Source organism: Paraburkholderia phymatum (genome assembly GCF_038900715.1).
GTDB classification, from domain to species: domain Bacteria; phylum Pseudomonadota; class Gammaproteobacteria; order Burkholderiales; family Burkholderiaceae; genus Paraburkholderia; species Paraburkholderia phymatum_A.
This window is the reverse complement of record NZ_JAYMRZ010000004.1, coordinates 379926-400759: the sequence shown is the minus strand read 5'-3', so window position 1 is coordinate 400759 and position 20834 is coordinate 379926. Positions and strand designations below refer to the sequence as shown.

General features: G+C 54.9%; 15 protein-coding genes. 11 read left to right on the top strand and 4 right to left on the bottom strand.

Features of this window, described 5'->3' with window-relative positions; genetic code table 11:
- Nucleotides 1-792: 792 nt before the first annotated feature.
- The 3 genes from VSR68_RS10525 to VSR68_RS42795 all read left to right on the top strand — a co-directional run bounded on the left by VSR68_RS10525 (nucleotide 793) and on the right by VSR68_RS42795 (nucleotide 4012).
- Nucleotides 793-2472 carry an ATP-binding protein gene (locus VSR68_RS10525; protein WP_342939773.1) on the top strand — a complete coding sequence of 560 codons (1680 nt, stop codon included), beginning with the start codon at nucleotides 793-795 and terminating at the stop codon, nucleotides 2470-2472.
- A 65-nt stretch (nucleotides 2473-2537) separates the two neighbouring features.
- Nucleotides 2538-3173, top strand: coding sequence for a response regulator transcription factor (locus tag VSR68_RS10520; protein ID WP_342939772.1), 636 nt, complete (start codon nucleotides 2538-2540; stop codon nucleotides 3171-3173).
- Nucleotides 3174-3502: 329 nt separating this feature from the next.
- Entirely contained in the window at nucleotides 3503-4012 is a 510-nt protein-coding gene (locus VSR68_RS42795; RefSeq protein WP_428983488.1) for a cytochrome P460 family protein, read from the top strand.
- A 37-nt stretch (nucleotides 4013-4049) separates the two neighbouring features.
- Here VSR68_RS42795 and VSR68_RS10515 read toward each other — a convergent pair whose 3' ends face one another.
- Nucleotides 4050-4646: a carboxymuconolactone decarboxylase family protein gene (locus VSR68_RS10515; protein WP_342939771.1), complete on the bottom strand. Its 597-nt coding sequence runs from the start codon at nucleotides 4644-4646 to the stop codon at nucleotides 4050-4052.
- A 654-nt stretch (nucleotides 4647-5300) separates the two neighbouring features.
- On the opposite strand from VSR68_RS10515, the gene VSR68_RS10510 reads away from it, so the two are divergent.
- The 4 genes from VSR68_RS10510 (at nucleotide 5301) to VSR68_RS10500 (ending at nucleotide 8605) form a co-directional block, all read left to right on the top strand.
- Nucleotides 5301-6254: a LysR family transcriptional regulator gene (locus VSR68_RS10510; protein WP_342939770.1), complete on the top strand. Its 954-nt coding sequence runs from the start codon at nucleotides 5301-5303 to the stop codon at nucleotides 6252-6254.
- Nucleotides 6255-6494: 240 nt separating this feature from the next.
- Nucleotides 6495-7043, top strand: coding sequence for a carboxymuconolactone decarboxylase family protein (locus tag VSR68_RS10505; protein WP_342939769.1), 549 nt, complete (start codon nucleotides 6495-6497; stop codon nucleotides 7041-7043).
- 387 nt (nucleotides 7044-7430) lie between these two features.
- A complete protein-coding gene (locus tag VSR68_RS42790) occupies nucleotides 7431-7853 on the top strand; it encodes a DUF3331 domain-containing protein (RefSeq protein ID WP_428983487.1) in 423 nt (140 codons plus the stop codon).
- 194 nt (nucleotides 7854-8047) lie between these two features.
- Nucleotides 8048-8605: a hypothetical protein gene (locus VSR68_RS10500; RefSeq protein WP_342939768.1), complete on the top strand. Its 558-nt coding sequence runs from the start codon at nucleotides 8048-8050 to the stop codon at nucleotides 8603-8605.
- 344 nt (nucleotides 8606-8949) lie between these two features.
- On the opposite strand, the gene VSR68_RS10495 is transcribed toward VSR68_RS10500, so the two are convergent.
- Nucleotides 8950-9528, bottom strand: coding sequence for a TetR/AcrR family transcriptional regulator (locus VSR68_RS10495; protein ID WP_342939767.1), 579 nt, complete (start codon nucleotides 9526-9528; stop codon nucleotides 8950-8952).
- 314 nt (nucleotides 9529-9842) lie between these two features.
- On the opposite strand from VSR68_RS10495, the gene VSR68_RS10490 reads away from it, so the two are divergent.
- Nucleotides 9843-10535, top strand: a complete 693-nt coding sequence (locus tag VSR68_RS10490; RefSeq protein ID WP_342939766.1) for a response regulator transcription factor — start codon at nucleotides 9843-9845, stop codon at nucleotides 10533-10535.
- A 142-nt stretch (nucleotides 10536-10677) separates the two neighbouring features.
- A complete protein-coding gene (locus VSR68_RS10485; protein ID WP_342939765.1) occupies nucleotides 10678-11049 on the top strand; it encodes a response regulator transcription factor in 372 nt (123 codons plus the stop codon).
- Here the strand turns inward: VSR68_RS10485 and VSR68_RS10480 are convergent.
- The gene (locus VSR68_RS10480; RefSeq protein WP_342939764.1) at nucleotides 11025-16160 is read right to left on the bottom strand and encodes a trifunctional serine/threonine-protein kinase/ATP-binding protein/sensor histidine kinase; all 5136 of its coding nucleotides are present in this window, start codon (nucleotides 16158-16160) and stop codon (nucleotides 11025-11027) included. The genes VSR68_RS10485 and VSR68_RS10480 overlap by 25 nt on opposite strands.
- A gap of 469 nt (nucleotides 16161-16629) precedes the next feature.
- Between VSR68_RS10480 and VSR68_RS10475 the strand changes: the two genes are divergently transcribed.
- On the top strand, nucleotides 16630-17034 hold the full coding sequence (locus VSR68_RS10475; RefSeq protein ID WP_342939763.1) for a carboxymuconolactone decarboxylase family protein: 405 nt from the start codon (nucleotides 16630-16632) through the stop codon (nucleotides 17032-17034).
- A 467-nt stretch (nucleotides 17035-17501) separates the two neighbouring features.
- Nucleotides 17502-18008 (top strand): YkgB family protein, encoded by a 507-nt coding sequence (locus tag VSR68_RS10470; RefSeq protein ID WP_342939762.1) that lies wholly within the window; start codon nucleotides 17502-17504, stop codon nucleotides 18006-18008.
- Nucleotides 18009-18407: 399 nt separating this feature from the next.
- Here the strand turns inward: VSR68_RS10470 and VSR68_RS10465 are convergent, their stop codons facing one another.
- Nucleotides 18408-20363, bottom strand: coding sequence for an FAD-dependent oxidoreductase (locus tag VSR68_RS10465; RefSeq protein ID WP_342939761.1), 1956 nt, complete (start codon nucleotides 20361-20363; stop codon nucleotides 18408-18410).
- Nucleotides 20364-20834: the final 471 nt, after the last annotated feature.

Here is a 20834-nt window from a genome sequence, read left to right as displayed (position 1 = left end):
CATACCAAGGTATATCCAGGCATACGCGCGCGTCGGCGCGAACTGTGCCGAACCTGGTAATATCGATAGCATCTTTGCCGCGACCTAGGAACTGACCACGCAGTACTGGGACGACCCCGCATGCAGCGTATGCCACACTGTCAAAACCGCGTCGCGCAGACGCAGTTTTCGAACAGTGCGCACCGTGTCAGATAGCCGCACAGAACGTTCGTTAGGCTCCTGATTGCTTGCCTGCACGCGAACTTTGGCTATATCACGTGCAGCTCTGTGGATCTGACTTACGGCGCCCCTTCCGTCATTAAAACGGGCATGTGGTCGCGGCAAGCCATACATTCGTACGATGGCTCCCTAAATCACGTCTTAGCTCGCCAACGGTCCCGAAAGATAGCTGCTCCCCGGAACATCGCGATTACCAGGATTTGCGCTAAACAAGCGACGGAGACCCGAAGAATCCAATCCGCCTCGATCGAGCACGTTTTTCTCAATGTGATTCTTCTTCGACTCCGAACCAAGCTTCCTAAACATTTGAACTCCCGCGCAATCATGCACCGTGCCGGACAATTCAACGACTTCGACGTCATCGATGTAGCCATAAGCTATCTTTGCGCAAACAAGTTTTTGAATGCGTCGATGCGCAAGCTTTCGTGCGAGGCACATGTAAGTTGTAGAAGCCTCTGCAACACATTCGGTGGGACGATCAGTCGCTATTCCGTAGTAATGTCCCCCGGCGATTAGCGTAAATACCGAATAACCTGTGATACACAAAGACCGAATCGAAGTATTACGACAAGCATGATCGGTGACCGGCATCTCGCACAGCTACTGGCAATGGGCCAGCTTTCGCAACAACTTTCACGTGGCACCGATGAAGCGAAACTCCTCGCCACTTTCGTACGAGGCGCTATATCCGTGGCAGAAGCATACCGTGTTCGGCTCGTGAGGAACGAGGGTGAGACCTTCCTCGTCGAATGCGAGGCACAACGGTCGCAGAACGATGAGATTATCGTCAGCTCTCGTAGGCCGCTAGATGAGCCTGAGGAACTTTTCAGAAGCGCTTTTCATACAGCTTCCGAGACCGGCATGCCGGTTCTCTTCGGGACGACTGCCTTCGATCCGGCAGAAGTCGGGGCGAGTTATAAAGCCTATGCTCTCGAACACCCCATGCTATGTGTTCCTTTGCTCAACGGTGACCGGAGCAGGGAAATCCTCTTTCTGGATAGGCAACGCAACGCCCCCTCTTTCGAACCATCCCTCATCGCGTACCTGCGCATACTCTCGTCACAAGCGGCAGTGAAACTCGAACATGTACGGTTTCGCGCACGCATCGCAATCGAGAACAGAACAAGGGAAGAGGTCGAAATAGCGCTACATGCGAACGAGAAAGAGTTGGTACACGCACAACGAATGAGCCAAACGGGCAGTTGGAGATGGTACGCGATTGCAGACATCATGCAGGCGTCGCCAGAATGTTTCCGCATATATGATATTCCTCACGAACGACGCGTACCGAGTGCAACATTTGCGAACCTGACCCATCCAGATGATTACACGTCTGTACGAATAGCACTCGGGAAAGCCGTTACTGCTCGTCGCGTCTTTAAGCTCGAATTCAGGATTACGGTCGGCTTCGGGGAAATCAAGTATGTACAAATCGAAGGACATCCACAAACAGACGACATCGAAGGTCTGCAGTATGTTGGAGTGGTCGTTGATGTTACGGAACGACGTAACGCGGAGAACGCGCTCCAGGCGGCGCGCGCGGAACTCGCTCGCGCCCATCGCCTCTCCACGATGGGCGAGATGGCGGCTTCAATCGTTCACGAGGTCTACCAGCCACTCACTGGAATCATCACTAACGCAGAGGTTTGCCTGAGATGGCTGTCTAAATCTCCCGCGGAAACAGCGCGCGCCAGTGATTCGGCTCGACGGGTAGTTCGCGACGCACACCGTGCCGCCGAAGTGTTCAGAGGACTACGGGCTGTCGCGTCCAACTCTGGGATTGTTAAGGTTCCAGTGGATCTGGACGACGCGATCAGAGAAGTCGCATTTCTCTTGCAAGGTGAACTCGACCGCGCAAACATACGGCTACGCCTGCAGACTGCTGCACCAAAGCCCGTACTCGGGGACCGCACCCAGATTCAACAGGTTCTCGAGAATCTCATGCGTAATGCAATGGATGCGCTATTGCCCGTCATCGGAACACAAAGGTCTTTAATCGTCAGTTCTATGCCGCACGACACCGCGTTCGCGATTGTGACTGTACAAGACAACGGCTGTGGGTTCGGCGAACATTCTCCAGAGGAGCTTTTCGACGCTCTCTTTACAACCAAACCTAATGGAATGGGCATGGGACTCAAGGTGTGTCGTTCTATCGTAGAGGCGCACGGTGGAGTACTTCAAGCGGAACGGCGTGAACAGCACACTGTATTCCGATTTACGTTGCCGTATATAGACGACACACCAGATGAATGAATTCCGAGCTTAGTCGCACATTAGCCTGGCGTATATGTCCGGGTCAACGAACGGAGCACAATGATATGGAATCCTATGCTGTGATCTATGTTGTCGACGACGATACTTCTGTAAGAGAATCCGTCGCCGATCTCTTGGCGACGGTAGGTCTGAAGGCGATACTCTTCACCTCCGCCACGGAGATGTTCGATCTGTTGGAGAAGACCCCAGATAAATACACCGCACCACCGAGTTGCCTCATTTTGGACGTTCGAATGCCCGGGATAGGAGGTCTCGATGCACAAGAGCGACTCGCCAAGCTTCAGCTGCACATACCGATCGTCTTTATGACGGCGCATGGTGATATCGCGATGACTGTGAAGGCGATGAAGTCCGGTGCCCATAACTTTCTGAGTAAGCCCTTTCGTGGCCAGGACATGCTTGATGCCGTACGCTCTGCAATGGTGCATGACCGCGCGCATCGCGAAAACGAGCGGGTTCGGCGCGAGTTACGTGAACGATACGAGGCCTTGACCGCCCACGAACGCAAACTCCTGTCCATGGTCACGAGCGGTATGATGAACAAGCAGATTGCGGCAAAGATGAACCTCAGCGAGATAACCATAAAGGTACATCGGGGGCAGCTGATGCGTAAGATGAAAGCGAACACACTCGTTGAGCTCGTCAAAATGGAAATCCGCCTGCCAAAGTCAGATTTCTGAGTCGCTTCGTCGTTTCGACGCTGTCAATAGTACAAACATACTATCTGTGCCGCCGTGCATGCCAGGATATAACGTACGCACGCATAGATCGCATGTCCCACCACCTGAATCGATTTCATATGGCCTTTCGCACTGCTTGCACCGGATTCCGAGGCTCGCGGCTCTCTTCACGCGATCCTTGCGACTTCAGCGATCCCCCGGAGAACATGGTGATATACCGATGTATCGCGCGAAACACCGAAGGATGATTGACGACTGCGCTGGATTTTCGTTGAATCACAGCGTTATATAGCTTTTGACGTTATCCCCTAACCAGCGCGAGGAGTGTGATGTACGATCCGGCGGACATGATGGGGGTATTTGCTGTCTGCGTTGTACTGGCGGCCATCGTTTGCCCTTCCCACTTATTTGCACCGATGAGGCCATCGATGTCGACGGAACCGGCGCCGGAATATTCAATTTACGGAGACCTCGCTCTTCCTACTGACTTCCGCGCCTGGATTCACGTGCAGTTGACTGATGAGTCGGTCCACAACCCATTTGACTTCAGCATAGGGATGAACTATCCCCATGCGTACATCGCCCCCGCCGCTTATATACATTTCCTCTCCACTCACGTCCTTCCTGACGGCACCATGGCCTTCAAGAGAATCGTTGAATGTTCCTCGATTAGAAGTTGTGGACTCGCCGATCGAAGTTGGAGACCGCGTTTTATACCGTCCGATATAGAATGTGCCAATGTCGCGATCAAGGACAGGCTACAGTTCACGGAGAATCGTGGATGGAGATTCTTCCGTCTGAATCAGACTGAGGTCGACGATTTTTGGCTCGAACTCTAAGCGTAAACAAGCCGCAACAGCGCGGTCGCACAGCTAGTTATCGTGGAAAGAGCGCGGACCTTTTAGCGTGTGTCGACTCTCCGGGCTCAGCTACCATTTCATCGCTCATCTTCGGAAAATCCGGCCGTATGTCGAATACGTTGGCTAGCAGACTGGTCAGGGAGAACTGGGCGCATAGCGCGATGATCTCGACGATCTGCGCACCAGTGTAGCCCGCCGCCCGTAGAATACTCAGCTCGGATCTCTCGATCTTTCCTCGCGACATCGAGACCTCACGAGCGAACTTTACTGCCGCTTCAGCCTTCGGATCCAGCGACCGTCCTACGCGGTTTAGCGCTATTTCTTCTGGTTTGAGCTTCGCGAAATAGCGTCCAAGATAGGAATGAGCAGAAATGCAATAGTGGCAGCCATTGACTTCCGATACTGCTAGTGCAATGCGTTCGCGCGTACGCACGTCCAACGTCCGTGAGAGCGCGACTTGCATCTCTATCAGCCCGGTCAACGAATGGGGACTGAGAGACAATAGACGGTAAATATCCGGTACGAAACCAAAATGCTTGCTAACGAAATGAAATAAAGGCTGTAGACTGGACGGTGCAGTTTCATCATGACTTGGAATGTCAATGCGTGACATTTGTTTCTCCGATTACGTCGTCCACGTGTAGGTGTGGCGTTGATCGTAGTCTTGCCTCAGCATTCTGATAAGTCTGTGATTTCGAAACGCGCAATTTCAAAAAGCGAAAACTCGTGGGAGCACTGAAATGGGCAACTGTAAGCAATCTCGTCGTAAGTATCCACGCGTATGAGCTAGCGATACCTGTCGTCATAGATATATACCCGTGGCGTTTTGACAAGCCATGTCAGCTGGCGCATAGTTGCAATCCGGGTACACGGTCCGGACAGGGGCGGTTGAAGGCCTGGCACAATGATGTCGATCAAACCACTAAAACGCGCCCCGAACACATCGTCTTTCCGCTTTTGCTAGCAGCACCGATGTCCGCGCTCGTCATGCCGGATTCGAATGTAGTGGCCGTATCCCCGCCGGCAATCCGCAAATCGCTTAACGCCTTGTTTGCCGCCCTGTCAGCACCGCTCTCTTAGAGCGCTTGCCGGGAAAATCACGCGAACGGGCAGTTCAAACTGCTCCACTTGTGGACACGTAAACTCCCACCGCTCCATGAAGCAGGACGTGGGCACTCGTTACTGAATGACAGGGATGCTCATAGCCCTGCGTTCGTTGATAATCCTGTACTTTTGATAAGTTTGATCTCAGCAAATGAGAGGTTAAATGGATCGCTTCGAGGCAATGTCGTTCTTCGTTACCGTCGTCGACCTGGGCACCTTCTCTGCAGCAGCACGCAAGCTCGGCACTCCCTTACCGACTGTCAGCCGCAAGATCGCAGAGCTTGAGCACCATCTGAATGCACGATTACTTGTCCGCTCTACCCGCAAGCTGACGCTCACGGAGACTGGCGAGGCATACCTAAGCGCTTGCAGAACGATCATTAACCAGGTTGGAGACGCAGAACGGAACGCGTCGGGCGAATATTCAACTCCCCGCGGAGAGATGGTCGTCACAGCGCCCATTGTGTTCGGCCGGCTTCATCTGTTGCCCGTCATTAGCGATTTCCTCGCGGCCTTCCCGGAAATCCACATCAAGCTGATTCTGTCCGATCTAAACCTGCACTTGATCGATCAGCGGATCGATATTGCACTGCGTATCGGTCATCTACCGGATAGCTCGCTCGTTGCGACACCTGTCGGTACGGTATGCCGTGTGATTTGCGGCAGTCCCGCCTACTTCGCCGGTGCTGGCAGACCCAAGAAGCCGGAGGATCTCGCAGACCATGCCTGCGTGAGCTTTGAGGCACTCGCATCGGGCGCAACGTGGACTTTCGCCTCCACTCGCGGACAGCGGCCGGATCGCCAGGTAGGCATCCGGCCCTGCCTGTCAGTTAATACGGCTGAAGCTGCAATTGATGCGGCCATCGCTGGCGTCGGTGTAACGCATGTGCTTTCCTACCAGGCCGCGCATGCCGTCGAACAAGGCTCGCTCACGCTTGTCCTCAGAGATTTCGAGCCCGAACCGATGCCTGTAAGCGTGGTGCGCGTTGGACAACAGAAGCAACCAATCAAGATCCGTAGATTCATAGAATTCTGTGTCCCGAGACTGCGTAAGGCCTTAACAGTTGATAAGGATAGACTTCGGATCGGGATGGAAGCTCACGCTGCGCAGATCTGAACTCCCCTCAGGCGACAAAGATGGTATTTTAGAACACATCAACTAAAACGTGAAGACCTTTGAAAAATTTGGATATTGCGTGTCCTTGGCATGCATGTTCCGAAAGCATGAGAACACCGTCCGGTCTCCTCGCCCTATCGTTTTTCGAAACAGAACATATCAAACAAGGCAGTTTATCTATGCCGGTGTAGAGGGATAGGATTCCCCCAGCCAATAACGGCATATTCAACTGAAGAGAAAATGACCCGTTTCGCTATCCCGTCCCGCGAACAGATCTCCGTCGATTCGCAGGCCACGCTCGAAGGCTTCGAGCAGCTTCTTGGCTTTGTTCCCAACGTTTTTGCTGTGATGGCGCAAAGCCCGCACGCTTTAGCGGGCTTCAAAGGTCTGCAGATTCCGCTTGAGAAAACGCTCGACACAGGAATGCGCGAGCGCATTGCGCTTGCCGTCTCCGAGGTAAATGGTTGCGAGTATTCCATCCGTGCCCATTCCTATATCGGCGCGCGATTCGGGAAGCTCGAAGCTGCCGAACTGCAGATGAGTCGTTACGGCAAATCCAAGGACCCGAAAAGCGAAGCGGCCGTACAGTTCGCGAAGAAGGTCACTGAGACGCGCGGGAAGATCAGCGACGCCGACCTGCAGGCAGTCCGCGATGCAGGCTGGACGGATGCGCAGATCATCGAGATCATCGCGCGTAGCGTGCAATTCCTGTACACGAATTTAGTGAACAATGTCTTCCAGACCGAGATCGACTTCCCGGCGACGGAGACCGCTGCCGACGAAGCGTAAAGCAAAACCACCATGCTCCGCATGATGCTGAGCCGGTAGTGTCAGTTGAGGCCCGACATTCCAAACTTAAACAACACGTCATCGCACGGCAAGCGAAAGCAAACGGTGAGCGGCCGCGGTCCTGTACTCGTCCACTGTCCCGATGAACCTATGCTTTCGTATGCGCCGGCGTAGAACTTCTATACCGATGCATGTTTGTTTCTCGCACTAGCGAGGGGTAGTATTTCTATATCGATGCCGCACTCGTTCGTTACGAATCCTCCGCCGTCGAAAGACTTCGAAATCAACACCCCCTGCGACCGACGGCCCTATGAACGCGGATAGGAGCTTGCACTCCATAGCAATCTCACGTTATCTGCGGCAAACCCGAAGCCCCGGAGATGAAACATGGATGCATCGGCAGCAAGGGGCAAAGACGCGCCATGGAAGAGCATTGCGCGATCGCTTGCACGATCGGGTTGGCGATCTCCTGAAGGCATTCTATCCGCACGTCTGACCGCGCCAACGGTGACTCCAGCGTCTGACAACATGGATCTGCACCATGCGAAAGTGAATGTCCTCGAGCGCACTTCCGCGTCCACCGCGATAATTTCATGGCACGACCCAACACGATGCAGTTATCGCTTTCAGCTTTGGCGTCGAGCCAACTCTACCAGATCAGGCGTCTGCGCCCTCAGCGCCATGGTCATCAACGCGGGCGACAGGATCTATAGGCCTATCACGAAGCCACCACCGCTTAACGCCTCCGCGATGATCCTCGCTACCGAGGTCGAAAGCCGTCTCAGCTATGAATCCCTTGAACACTGCTAGATGGCAACCGCGCCTGAAGCAACCCGTCAACCAGCTCTGGGCGGACCGCGACGTCGCGTCTTTCGACGTCTAGCACTTGTTACGCAGTAACGAATAGTTGACCCGATCTGTTGAGGACAATATAAACCTCGATTGTTTTCGAGACCGGGGCCATCTTGATGATTGAGAATGCGAGGCTAATGGATCCTGGCTTTATGGAAGCCGCCTTGACCTGTTTCTCTACTTACGATTTCGAAAAGGTCACCATCCACCACATCTCTAGCTTCACAGTTGTGCCGCCGACGATGCTGATCGCAGAGTTTGGAGACAAGACACAACTGTTTGCCGCCGTGCTCAGCTGGTATATCGACAACGGATTTGATTCGATGTTGCGCCAGTTGCGAAGAGCTTGTTGTCCTGTCAGTGCAATTCTGTGCTTCTTCCGGGTGGTAAGCGAACGATCGATCACCTGCGGAGGCAGCAGCGCAAGGCTCGTGTTCACCACCGCGATAAGTCTTGCGACCCGTAGCTCGGCTTTCGAGCACATCGTTTCAGACGCCATGCAAAAGCTCGAGACCTTTTTCTACGAATGTGTGACAGAGGGCCAGGAGACGAGTGACAGCATGACGCGAGAGCCCGCGGAGCACGTCGCGAAGCTGCTAATCGGATCCGTTGCCGCCCTGCCGGTTCTGGCCCATGCGGACGGCAAGCATGCGACGGTGGATCGATTCATCAAGTCTGTAGAGCTCTTACTGAGGAGAAAGTTCGGCTAACCATGCGTCGCAGAGAGGGGGCTCATCCGCCCTCAGCACCCTGTCATCAGCCGCGGCGCTACGCACATGTACAACGGGATTTCCACTGCTGGAGCTTTTCGCACGGTGGACGCGGCGCGAGTAACCGACACAGTAAGCCGTGGGTAACTTTAGCGGCGGCCGCGGAATCGACAAAAGTTTGATGATGTACGGGGATTTGCTAAACCCGCCGCCGAACGATCGGGCCGCCAGGACAAACGCGGGCCGCGTCAATCATAGCGCCCCAACGCTGCCGGGCACAGCCGCGACTGTCAAACCGTGACATCCTTCGACGATCCCGAAACGGCGGCTGCGCAGCCAGGCGGTCACACCTTGAGCACGAGGAGGGCCGAACGGGCAATACCTTCGAGCAGAGCACGATTGGGGCGCACTCGGGCAAGCACCCGAATCCCGAGTAAGGCACCTAGTAAGAGGCGGGCCAGATCAGTCGCGGGAAGTCCGGTCGATACTTCACCTTGTTCCTGACCTCTTGCTATTGCGCGTTTGAAAAAGGCCTCGATCTCAACGAAAACGTCCGACACGACCCCCTTCAGCTCTGTATCATCGTCGCCAAGCTCAAGAGCTGAATTCACTAGTAGACAGCCTTTTCGATTTTTATCTCTTAGCGAATAGTTGACGATATCTTTGAAAAATGCGTCGATCGCACTTACCGTAGACTGACGTTCGCGAATAACACGGCCTTCGATACCTGTCTCGATGTAGCGGGCAAGGGCCAGCTTGAAAAGGGCACGCTTATCGCCGAACGCGTTGTAAAGACTGGCGCCTGTAATCCCCATCGCAGCAGCCAGTTCGCGAACCGAAGTAGACTGGTATCCGTGGAGCCAGAAATGATCCACCGCCGCGTCGAGTGCGGCTGCCTCATCGAACTCTCTGGGGCGCGCCATTCAAACTATCCTCTTGTGTTTTCTGCCTGGGCCGATGTGGGTCGCCACATTACCCCATTATAAGCGCGGGTGCGGTCAGCCGGTCACGTAAGTGCGCCGACCGGCCACACTGGCACACGGGCAAATACCTACAATAGTCTGACACAACCGCCGCCGTAGCGGCATACATTGAGCCTTTGTCCGGTGAGATTAGCTCCGCCCGTAGGTAGCATGGGACTCGTCGTCGTGTAATACTTCTCTAGGAGAATAGATGCTTCATTCCGGGCGTCGGGCAACGGTCCCCGCGCAGTCGACTGTATTTCAAAGGAGGAAAGATGTTCGCCCATTCTCGTCCACCTCAACGAGACGTAGCAGGCAGAACTGAGACCGTACACGAGTCGATCGTATATATCGTCGACGATGACGAGCCGACCAGGCGGTCTTTGAGCGCCCTCTTCCGTTCCGTGGGCCTGCGCGCGGAGACATTCGCGTCCACACGTGAATTCCTGTCGTTTTCGAGGCCGGCGATACCGAGCTGCCTCATCCTCGACGTGAGACTGCCACACGAGAGTGGGTTGGAGCTTCAGCAGCAGCTTGTGAAGATGGGATTGTCTATTTCCATCGTCTTTATCAGCGGGCATGGTGATATTCCCATGACGGTTCAAGCCATGAAGGCAGGTGCATTGGACTTCCTGGCGAAACCGTTTCGTGACCAGGATATCCTTGACGCTGTCGCCTCGGCCTTGCGTCATGACGCCGAGCGCCTGTTGAACGAACGCTCGATGGCCGACCTTCGATACCGGTACGATTCAATGAACGCCAAAGAACGGGCTGTTATGGGCTATGTAGTCGCGGGCCTCATGAACAAACAGATCGCGGCAGAAATGAATCTCAGCGAAATCACAATAAAAACGCACCGTGCTCACGCAATGAAGAAAATGGCGAGCCGCACGCTTGCGGAATTCGTTCGCATCGGCGAAATTCTGGGCATCGAGCCGGAGCGGCGTTTTTTATCGAAGCGCAACTGATCGATCCAGGCCGCTTTTCTTATACGCAGGTATGCTTCCGTTGGCAGTGGCGATAATATAACTTCCCAATGTATCTATTCGATCGCGGAACGGTTTGCCGATCGGGTTCTCGGCGCCGTCCCCCATTTCATGGGGATTGTCGTTGCGCAACACCCTGATTTCGATCATCGATGATGACGAGTCCGTCCGACTGTCCCTCGCGAGCCTCGTGCGATCTTTAGGCGCTGAAGCGAGGACATTCCCGTCGGTGCAGAATTTCCTTTCGTCCGGCGTACTCGAACAATGCGCATGCATTGTGTCCGATGTCGAGATGCCGCAATTGAGCGGGATCGACATGCAGTTGCTGTTAGAGCAGCACGGTTATTCAATCCCGGTGATATTCATCACGGCTCTCTGGAACGACTCGGCACGGAAAGTCGCGATTTCGCATGGTGCAAGTTGTTATCTGGAAAAGCCACTTGATGCGCAGACGTTCGAAAATGCGCTGAATCAGGTATTAGGCCCGGACGTGTAGACGGAGGCTGCCCCCGGTTCGGGAAGCCATACTTCGAATCGCGTTCCGTAAGGATTCAATCGTTCAACAGTAAGTCGACCCGCATGCGCTTGCACTATGGAGCGGCATATCGGTAAGCCCATGCCCATGCCATGCGGCTTTGTTGTGACGAAGGGTGCGAAGATGTGGTCAGCTGCGCCCTCCTCTATGCCAACACCCGTGTCCTCGATCACGAGCCTTACATGCCCGTCAGCGGCCGAACTCCCGAGGAACAGGCGACGTTCACGGTCGCCGATTTCGTGCATTGCCTCAATCGCGTTGACTATCAAATTGAGAACTACCTGTTGTATCTGAACCCTATCGCCCCACACCAACCTCGTACCGGAGATCGCGTTCGAATCGAGCCAGACGGCGTGCTTCTCAAGTTGGCTCCTTGTAACCAACAACACTTCCTCGATAGCGTCGTGCAGGTCGAACGCTGAAAAGGAAGGAGCAGATCGCTTGACCAGCGCCCGCAGGCTTCGCACTACGTCATGTGCACGAGTACTGTCGAATTGAATTCTCTTTAACGCATCCTCGACTTCAACGAAGTCCGGTTCACCACGCCTCATAAAGCGCAACGCTGCTCCGGCGCTGGTTGCTATTGAAACTAGCGGCTGACTAACTTCATGTGCAATAGACGCGACTAGCTGCCCCATCGTAGTAAGGCTCGCTACCCGCGCGAGCTCTTCCCTCGTATCCTGGAGCTCCCGTTCAGCGGCTTCGCGCAACGCGTTACTCCGTACCGTGTCAGCATAGAGCCGCGCATTTTCGAGTGAGATCGCGGCTTGCGAAGCAAATACCTCAAGCAGCGTCGTCTTCTCTTCCGTGAATGCGCCTGATATGAGGTTGTTCTCGACATACAGGATGCCGACAAGCTCAGATTGCTTCAGCAAAGGCATGCACAACACTGACCGTAGCCCTCGTTGAATAACGTCGCGGTCCCGTGCGAACTCATCAGAACGGGTTGCATTATCGAGCAGCACCTTCTGTCGAGTCCTTGCGACGGTCATGAATATACCTAGTGGCAACTCGACTTCCTGAAGCTGGCGCGATTCGATGACATAGGTGAGACCGTCCAGAGACGCTCGCGCTTCAGCTTCTATCCGGAATTCGCCCTTCCGATGTAGCGCAACAGCACACCTTTCCGCTCCAGCGTGCTCCAGAACGTTTCCAATAAGCACCTCGAGAAGTCGAGGCAGGACAATTTCGCTGGAAAGAGCATGTGATGCAGTTACCACCGCCCTGGTATCAAGGTGCACTCCCCCCGTATCGTTTCTGAGCTCCGACCGCTGACGACCTATAATCCGCGTCATGCGAACCTCGACCTCTCGCGCCTTCCCTTCCGCGCCCCAATGGAGGTATGCATACCGAGCATTTCGGAGCAATGTTTCCGCTACAACAGGAAGATGCTGAGCAGAGTAAAAATTTGCTGCCGCTTCGAGCGCGACTGCCTCGTTGTGAACAAAATCTTGCTTGCGCGCAAGGTCGATCGCTTTTTCGTACAACAGTTGCGCGTCGCCATTCCTGCCCTGCACCCTTGCCAGCTCAGCAGCCGCTAGCGCTGCCCGATCGCCGAAATTATCAGGACACGACTCCGCCAGCGACTGAAGGTAATCGTGATGGTTTCGGAGTGCGCGAAGATGCACTTCTCGCGCCCCTTCTTCTGTCGCACTGAAGAATGCTGCCGCCCGACAGAGGGCGCCGTAATAAGGAAGGTCCGCGGTCTCGATGTGTGCGAGCGAAGCACCGAGCAGTCCTGTTGCTTTCCCTTCAGCCTCCAGCGCACCGCCCCAATCGCGGAACAGAACGCAGAGCTGAAGCCGATGCACCCAGAACGCGAATGCGCCTGTACTCGTGCAGGCAACTCCATCAGTAAGACTCTCACTCCAGTCCGATTCGAGTCCCCTGGACTCGAATGTCTGAGCGTATGTGCCTCGTAACGTTGAAGCAACCATCAGTTGCACAAGTATCGTATCGACGACAAGCTTGAATCCGGCACTGCGCGCAAAATCAACCGCCTCTTCTGTCGCACGCAAAACTTCTCCAAGGGGTGCACCCACGAAGAGCAGATTAGAAACGAGATTTCTCTTGGAATAAACCGCATACGTCAGGTCGCAACTATCATATGCGGCCTTCACCGCATCTTTAATGTAGCGTTGAGCGGACCTGATTGGTCTTGTCCATGGAATCACAAGGACGCCAAAGCACATGCGCACGCGCGCCGCCAGTCTGTCGAAGCCCTCGTCGGAGCTTAACTGGAGCGCCTTCTCGCCAAGGAACAGGCTTCGCTCAACGTCGCGGAAACGGTAAGCGAGAATGCCGGCCGCGTGAACGAATGCATAGCTAGACGCACTGCAGAATCCCCTCTCCACGGTCATCAGCGCCATCGTGAATACAAGGCTGTCAACCAGATTCTCGTTGTTGCAAAAGAGCGCGGGCAGAATCAGGTCTCCCAACACATCCATCGCGCCGGCCCACATTGGACTAGCTATCGCTCCCCGCTGTGCGACCGATTCCAGCCGCGCGCGATCAATGTATTGAATCAGCTTCGCGCGATCTCTTTCTACGTCCTCGTCACCCGGCTCGCCAGAAACGACAATGCCAAGCTGTGCCAGGTAAGACAGTCCTATGTCGACCGCGACGCGTTGCCTGCCTTGCGTCGTGTACAGGGCAGCGCGAAGCCTTGTGACACTGGATTTCAACACGATGTCGATGTCAGATGACCACAGACGCTCCAATCTTGCCTCGGCAGCAGTCAAGTCCGCGGTTACGAATTCGCATTCAGCTCTGTGAAACTCAATCTGACCTGCGATCGTCAAGTCTTCGACGTCCCGCAGGAGGAACGAGGCCGCCTGAAGATATGCGATCGCCGCGCGATAGTCTGCCGATTTTTTCGCAAGTATTGCCGCATCGAGATTCAAGCGTGCGTAGCGCAGCTTTTCGTCACTGTCATCGATAAGTTCCGCGCCAAGGTTGATCTGATTCGCAGCGGCGAAAAGCAACTCTCGCTGTTCGGGCCGCGCTCTTGCAAGCCGTCTTCCCACCGTAATGTGCATTTCCTTGTGCCGATGGTCCCGAACGAGAGAGTTGTAGGTCGCTTCGCGGATCCGGTCATGCAAAAATGAATATGCCGACGCGTTCCATCGGACCAATCCGGCATGCTCCGCCGGGTCGAACAAGGTATGAACGCTGTGCTCTTCAATCGCCGCAGCCATAGCTAGAATCTGAACCGTGCTGCTGTCTCCGAGGCATGCCATGCATCGCAACAGGCTCAGCGTCGCGACAGGCAACGTTTCCAGTTTATCGAGCAGCAACTCAGCCACATTGGAGGTGTAATTGCTGGAGCGCGCCTTTGACAAATCCCATTGCCACGAAGAACTGCCCGAGTCGAACCATACGAGTCCTTCATCCAGCAGCATCGACATAAACCGTATGACGAAGAACGGATTTGAACCCGTCTTTGTCTGAATCAGGTCGGATAGTGGAATTGATCTAGCCGGCGAGCAACCCAATATGTCACTGACCAGGCGGTTCACGTCGACAAACTCCATCGGGCCGAGGGTGATTTCAGTAACTGGAACAGTAGAACAGTCGAGTACGGCCCATACCTGTTGTGGAGCCAGCATTGCTTCGCTACGCGAAGCAAAAATCAATAACAGATTGCGCATGCCTTTCGCCTGCAGGAGGCGCTGGGCGACGCTTAGCGTGCCGCAATCGGCCCACTGCAGATCATCCAGGAAAAGAACCAGCGGACGTTGATCCGTTGAAAAGCACTCGATGAATTTGCATATGGCATCGAAGAATCTGTCCTGATCGCTGGCGGCAGCAGCACTGCTCGTCACGTGCGGTAAATCTTCAACGATTAGACTCAGGTCGGGCAAGAGCGTACGTAGCAGTGCGATCGAAGACCCGAGCGCTACCCGAAGTTTCTCAGACCATGCGATGAATTCCCGGCCCTCCTCTCTTAACTTGTTATGAAGCAAATCCCTTAATGCCATCGCGAGACAGCCGTAGGGTGTGGCGTCTTCCACCTGCCCGCATTTGCCCGCCCCAAACCTGTGAGTATTTTCGTCGAGCGTCCGCTCGAAACAGCGAACAAGCGCAGATTTACCCGTTCCAGACCCACCGAATAGTGCTACGCACCGCGTCCGGCCATCACTCGCCACATCCTCGAATGCATCGCGCAGAGCATTCAGTTCACAGACACGTCCGTATATGCGGTCAGACGCATTGAGCCTCCTCGCAGCGTTAGCATGATCAATCGGAAAACACTGGAGGTGGGAATGCTCTCGCCACGCTGCATGGCACCTCAATAGGTCTCCGAGCAGACCATCGGCTGACGAATATCGGTCGTTTGGGTCCTTGGCCATCAACGTCGCAATGACTTGTGAGAGTACCTTTGGGCAGTCAGGCATGACCGCGCTCGCCGGCGACGGTAGCATCGCGAGGTGAGAGTGCACTGCACTAGGCAAATCGTCCACCGGAACTGGCGGGGAACCGGTAGTCAGTTCATATAAGACACAGCCCAAGGAGTACAGATCCGCGCGCGCATCGACTGGCCGATTGATCGTGCCACATAGCTCGGGAGCAAGGTAATGCAGCGACGTACTCGACAACGGGGAAAGCGAACGGTGATCCGCGCCCAAGACCATCGCGTTGCCGAGGCCAGTCAGCCAAGCCCGCTCTGCGCGCCAGTTGAAAAGAATATTTTCCGGTGACAGGTCGCGATGCACAATTCCTTGTGCGTGCATTGCCGAAACCGCGCGCGCGAGTGCAATAGCGAGCGTCAAAAATTGATCAATTGCAACCGGTGCGCCGCAGCTTTCTCGAAGCACGTACCCACCGGGGTCCGAGAGCGTCAGCTGAATCTGATCCAGACGATGTGAGAGCTTCAGAGGCTGCAGCGCCCATGATCCCACCAAGGTCTCCTTCAGCTCGTGCTCCGACTGCAGCAACCAAGGCTTTCCAGACGCCGTATCGAGAGACGTCGTCGCAAGCAGGACCGACTCGCTCCCCTCGTACCACCTACGATACAGTTCAATCTGACCTGCGCGAAGCAGAGTCATATCGAGGGTAGCAGGTTCGTTCATGTTAGCTTGCCAGATATCAATTCCAGTCAGATCGACCGTTCGTACTCGATGTGATTGCCTGTCCTCCCAGACGCAGCCGCCATTTTATTCGATGCGTTCTAAAATGGCTCAATGTTTTTAACATTACAGAAATGAAAGAAACGGATCGCTTGCTTTTTTCAGGGCGGACTTGCCTCGCGCGATCGCTTTGATCAATGCCCGCGGTGGCCACGATTTATTACGTTATGGCGAAAGCGTAGAACGGCTCGGTGGCCGTCGGCCTTTCTCGTGCGAGCGCAATGGCATCGCTTTCCTGCCTGACCGACATCACACACACACCTGAACTCCCGTCTTTCACGCCATCGAACCTGCATTTCTGTAGAAGGACTTCCCCGAACTTCGAACGTACTCGGTAGCGGTTTTGATATACGAAAGTATGTTTGTTGACCGGCGCACATGCACATATGATCCAGTTGGCGACAAGGCACCGGTGAACACGCGCCGCGTGATCCCGGTTGTCGATGACGAATCCATCATCCGAAGCCGCGAGACTTATCACACGCGTGTTTCGCTGTGTCGGGAGTTGAACATGTTCGATATGTCAAATCTGAATCGTCTTCAAAAACTTGAAGACCACGCGCCCGCAGGTATTGCGGCGTTCTGGGCCTTCGACAAAGCTGCCTTTGAGGAAGGCGCCTTGTCCGTTCAAACCAAACAATTGATTGCGGTTGCTGTTGCACTAACCACGCAGTGCCCGTACTGCATTGAGCTTCATACCACTGCCGCGCGGAACGCCGGTGCCACAAACGCCCAATTGGCGGAGACTGCCGTGGTGGCGGCCGCGATTTGCGCGGGCGGTGCAATTACCCACGCCACGCATCTGATGCAGGAATGATGGCGTCTCTCTCTCTGTTTGCGCCGTACGCACGTCAGAAGGTCGAGCGCTCGAACCGTGTTAGCCGGCTGTGGAATTGTCCTAATGTCCGCGATAAATGCGAGGCCTTACCCTCCTCTAAACGAACTCATCGCCCTGGCACGTCGCGATGCGCGCGTCATTGTGCGAGCTTGAGCACACACATACGAGTCCATGTGGAAATCAACCGATACTCACGTATGTTTGTTAATGACGACGCTGGCAGATATTATTTTTTATCTGACGCTCTGCGCGCATACAGATGTTTGTTTGACGTGGACTAATTCGCGACTTCAGGATACAGGTCAGCTAGCAAGGCCATCTCAGTCAGAACGTTTTATCTATACAACCCACTCACTTTTGCTTGCGACGGGCAAATCATCGCAAATACTGTCTGGGAGTTGGCTCGTTCATCCGAGTTTATCAAGTCAGATCTATTGGAGAAAGATATGCTTAAGAACGTATACGTCGCGGAAAGACATGACACTTCCGTTTGGCCGCTCGGATTCCTTCGTTGGGCCTTGGTAGTCATATTTCTCTGGTTCGGTTGCATGAAGTTCACCAGTTACGAAGCTCATGGGATCTCTTCGTTCATCATGCACAGTCCGATTATAGGTTGGCTTAACACCCTATTCGGTGTACAGGGTGCGAGCGATGTCATCGGCGTACTGGAACTGTCAACGGCTGCCGCTCTTATCCTGGGCGCATTCGTCCCGCTATTTTCGGCTCTTGGTGCGGCAATGTCCTGCGCGACGTATCTCATCACGCTAACGTTTATGTTCAGCACTCCCGGTGTAACAGCAGCCCCGCTGGGCGGCTTCCCTTGGCTATCAGGCGACGTGGGGCAGTTCCTGATTAAAGATCTTGTTCTTCTTGCCGCGTCCGCCTGCCTGTTGATCAAATCGATTCAGGTTGCACCGAGGTGCGCGCCTGAGGCGACAGCAATGTCTCGATAGGCCGCTAGAATACGTGCTCCCTTGTGTGCACGTTGCGCCCGGACGCTGCATTTAGGGCAATTGACGACGTCGCATCAGCGTTGCAAGCCAGGTCCCTGCGGACTCGCGAGGGACAAACCGTCGTCCCCGATTCGGGAGTGGCATCGCGAGTCCGGGCAGCGCAGCGCGAATAACTTTGTCGCGCGGCATGGTGCGACGGGCGCAAAGGCCGCCGTCGCGCATAAGCCTTGGAACGTCACGTGTAAGTCACTTCAGGCAGACGGAGGGATATCGCCAGCTGGCGCCGGCCAGCGAACCATTCGACACATCCCAAACCGGCCAGGCGAGGCACATGTAAATCGTATTGTCGCGACGAGCGCCCTACAACGCGCAACGTACAACGCGCAACGACCGTCAAGCTCATCCGTGTGATGGCCTGGCATGATATGTTGAACACGTACGCATCTGCGTGAGCATCGAGTGAATTTCTGACACGACTGCCGCGCCTTCTCCGACTGCAGCCGAGACTCGCTTGATGGACGACGAACGCACGTCGCCTATAGCAAAAACGCCGGGCACATTGGTCTGGAATGCAGGGCATCTCGAGGTCTCGGAAGACTCTGCCGCGTTTGTCAAAACAAAACCCCTGTCATCGACTTCCACTTCGCAGTCGCGAAGCCACTGGGTATTTGGGTCGGCGCCTGTGAACAGAAACAGGTGTCTTGTCTCGATTGACGCATTCCGTCCGTCAGCGTTCACCGTCAGACCGCAAAGTCCGTCTTCATCGCTAGATGCTGATTCGATTGTCGTGCGCGCATGTATCGTCACGTTGCGTAGCGCCATTACACGATCGATCAGATATCGAGACATGGTCTCTTCCAGCCCCCCACGCCTCACGAGTACATTGACACGGCTCGCATAATTGGAGAGATACACAATGGCTTGACCAGCCGAATTTCCTCCTCCGACAAGTACAATCTCCGTGTCCTGGCAAAGCTTTGCCTCGATGGAAGACGCCCAATAATAGACGCCTTTCGCCGTGGACAAATCGAGACCATCGATATCCGGACGACGATACGAAGCACCGCTTGCAATCACGACTGAATGCGCACTGACGACACGACCATCAGTGAGATGAACCCTGAACGGCGACACGCCACACTCCAGCCTGGCAATTTCAGACGGGATCGAAATTTCCGCGCCGAACTTGACGGCCTGCATGAATGCCCGATGGGCGAGTGCATGACCCGAAATCCCAGTGGGAAAGCCCAGATAGTTTTCTATACGTGCGCTGGCCGCGGCTTGCCCGCCAGCTCCGTGTGCGTCGAAGACGATGACAGACAGGCCTTCCGACGCCGCATATACCGCGGCCGCCAGTCCAGCCGGACCCGCCCCGACTATCGCTACATCATAAACATTCGTTGGAGGCAATTCCGGCAGAAGACCGAGCCCGGCAGCCAGCGCCGCCTCGTCTGGACGGCGTAAAACATTTCCGTTGGCCAGCACCACTATTGGCGTCGATTCGCGCCAGTCCGGAAGCTTTGAGAGGAAGCCGACGGTTTCCGCATCGCTCTCCGTATCGACCACCCGATAGGGATGATTGACTCGCCGAAAGAACCCCTCGAGCGCCAAGGTCTTAGGGTCCGTCACGGTCCCGATGAGTACCGGGCCGCTATCTTCCTGTACGAGCGCGGCACGGCGCAGTATGAGGGCGCGCATGATGATTTCCCCCAGCTGCGCCTCCTCTATCAGGAGTGCACGTACCTGCGTGGGTGAGATCAGGATCGCCTCGACATCCTTGAGCGCATATCCGTCGACAAGATATGGTTTCCCCGTGAGCTGCGCTGTCTCCCCAAGGAACTGCCCTTCGCTCAATTCAGCCAAAAAATGTGATTGTCCCAGTCCATCTCGCCGGGTAAGCAAGACATTGCCACGTAAGATAACTCGGAGTCCGAGTCCCGGCTCGCCGGTGCGAAACATCGTCTCGCCGGCTTTCCAAGACTCCGGCGTGCCGAATCGACGTATACGTTCGATACTCGCATCGCGCAGCCGGGGATACATCTGAGGACGCCGTTGCTCGATCGACATGTGCATCGCGCGCAGTTGGTCTTCTCCGGGCGCACGACTTCGATTCAGATAAGAAGCGTAGTTAGAAGACTGTCCCGCGCGCACATTCCGCGATGTCGCCGGAACATGATCTGTTGGTTCATTCGAGATGTAGCGACCATAGTTCGCGGAAACGCCGCCCACGGGAATAGCAGACTCCGGCGGGGCATCAGAGTAGCCGTCCTGTGCAATGTCGGGCGACTGTTCACTGGTACTGTCGGTCGAAGCCTTACGTTCTGGGTCGAAGATGGATTCCTCGTCTGAATTCATAGAGCGTCTGGTTGATCGGAGCTTTCGCCCCATAGATCAAGCTGCAACGACAATCACGCACGAAAGCTATCCCGGTCCACATTCGGAATAGTTCGTCACTGTGTTTCACGATCACGCTACACCCAGCTAACCGGACAGCATCGACTTACAGCTGAGCCGGTCATCGTTGGATTAGGCAAGATGGCCCCCGCCGACATGACCGCGTTCTCATTCAGTCTCTTGCATGTGGCGTTCTCCAGCAATGCTCTCAAGGTATCAAGTTCATATTCTCAGGTATGGTCCAGCAATACGTTTGCTCTGAGTACACTTGTCAGATACGCCGGCGAGCTTTTCCGCGCAACTCAGCTTCGGAACAACCGGCAGTATCCGATCGAGAAAAAGTACGCCTCTGCAGTCATTTAGTGACAATCCGACTTAAGGGCCATACGTCTAGCCACCGCTTCGCGGCTATAAGCCAGACCGCTACTCAAT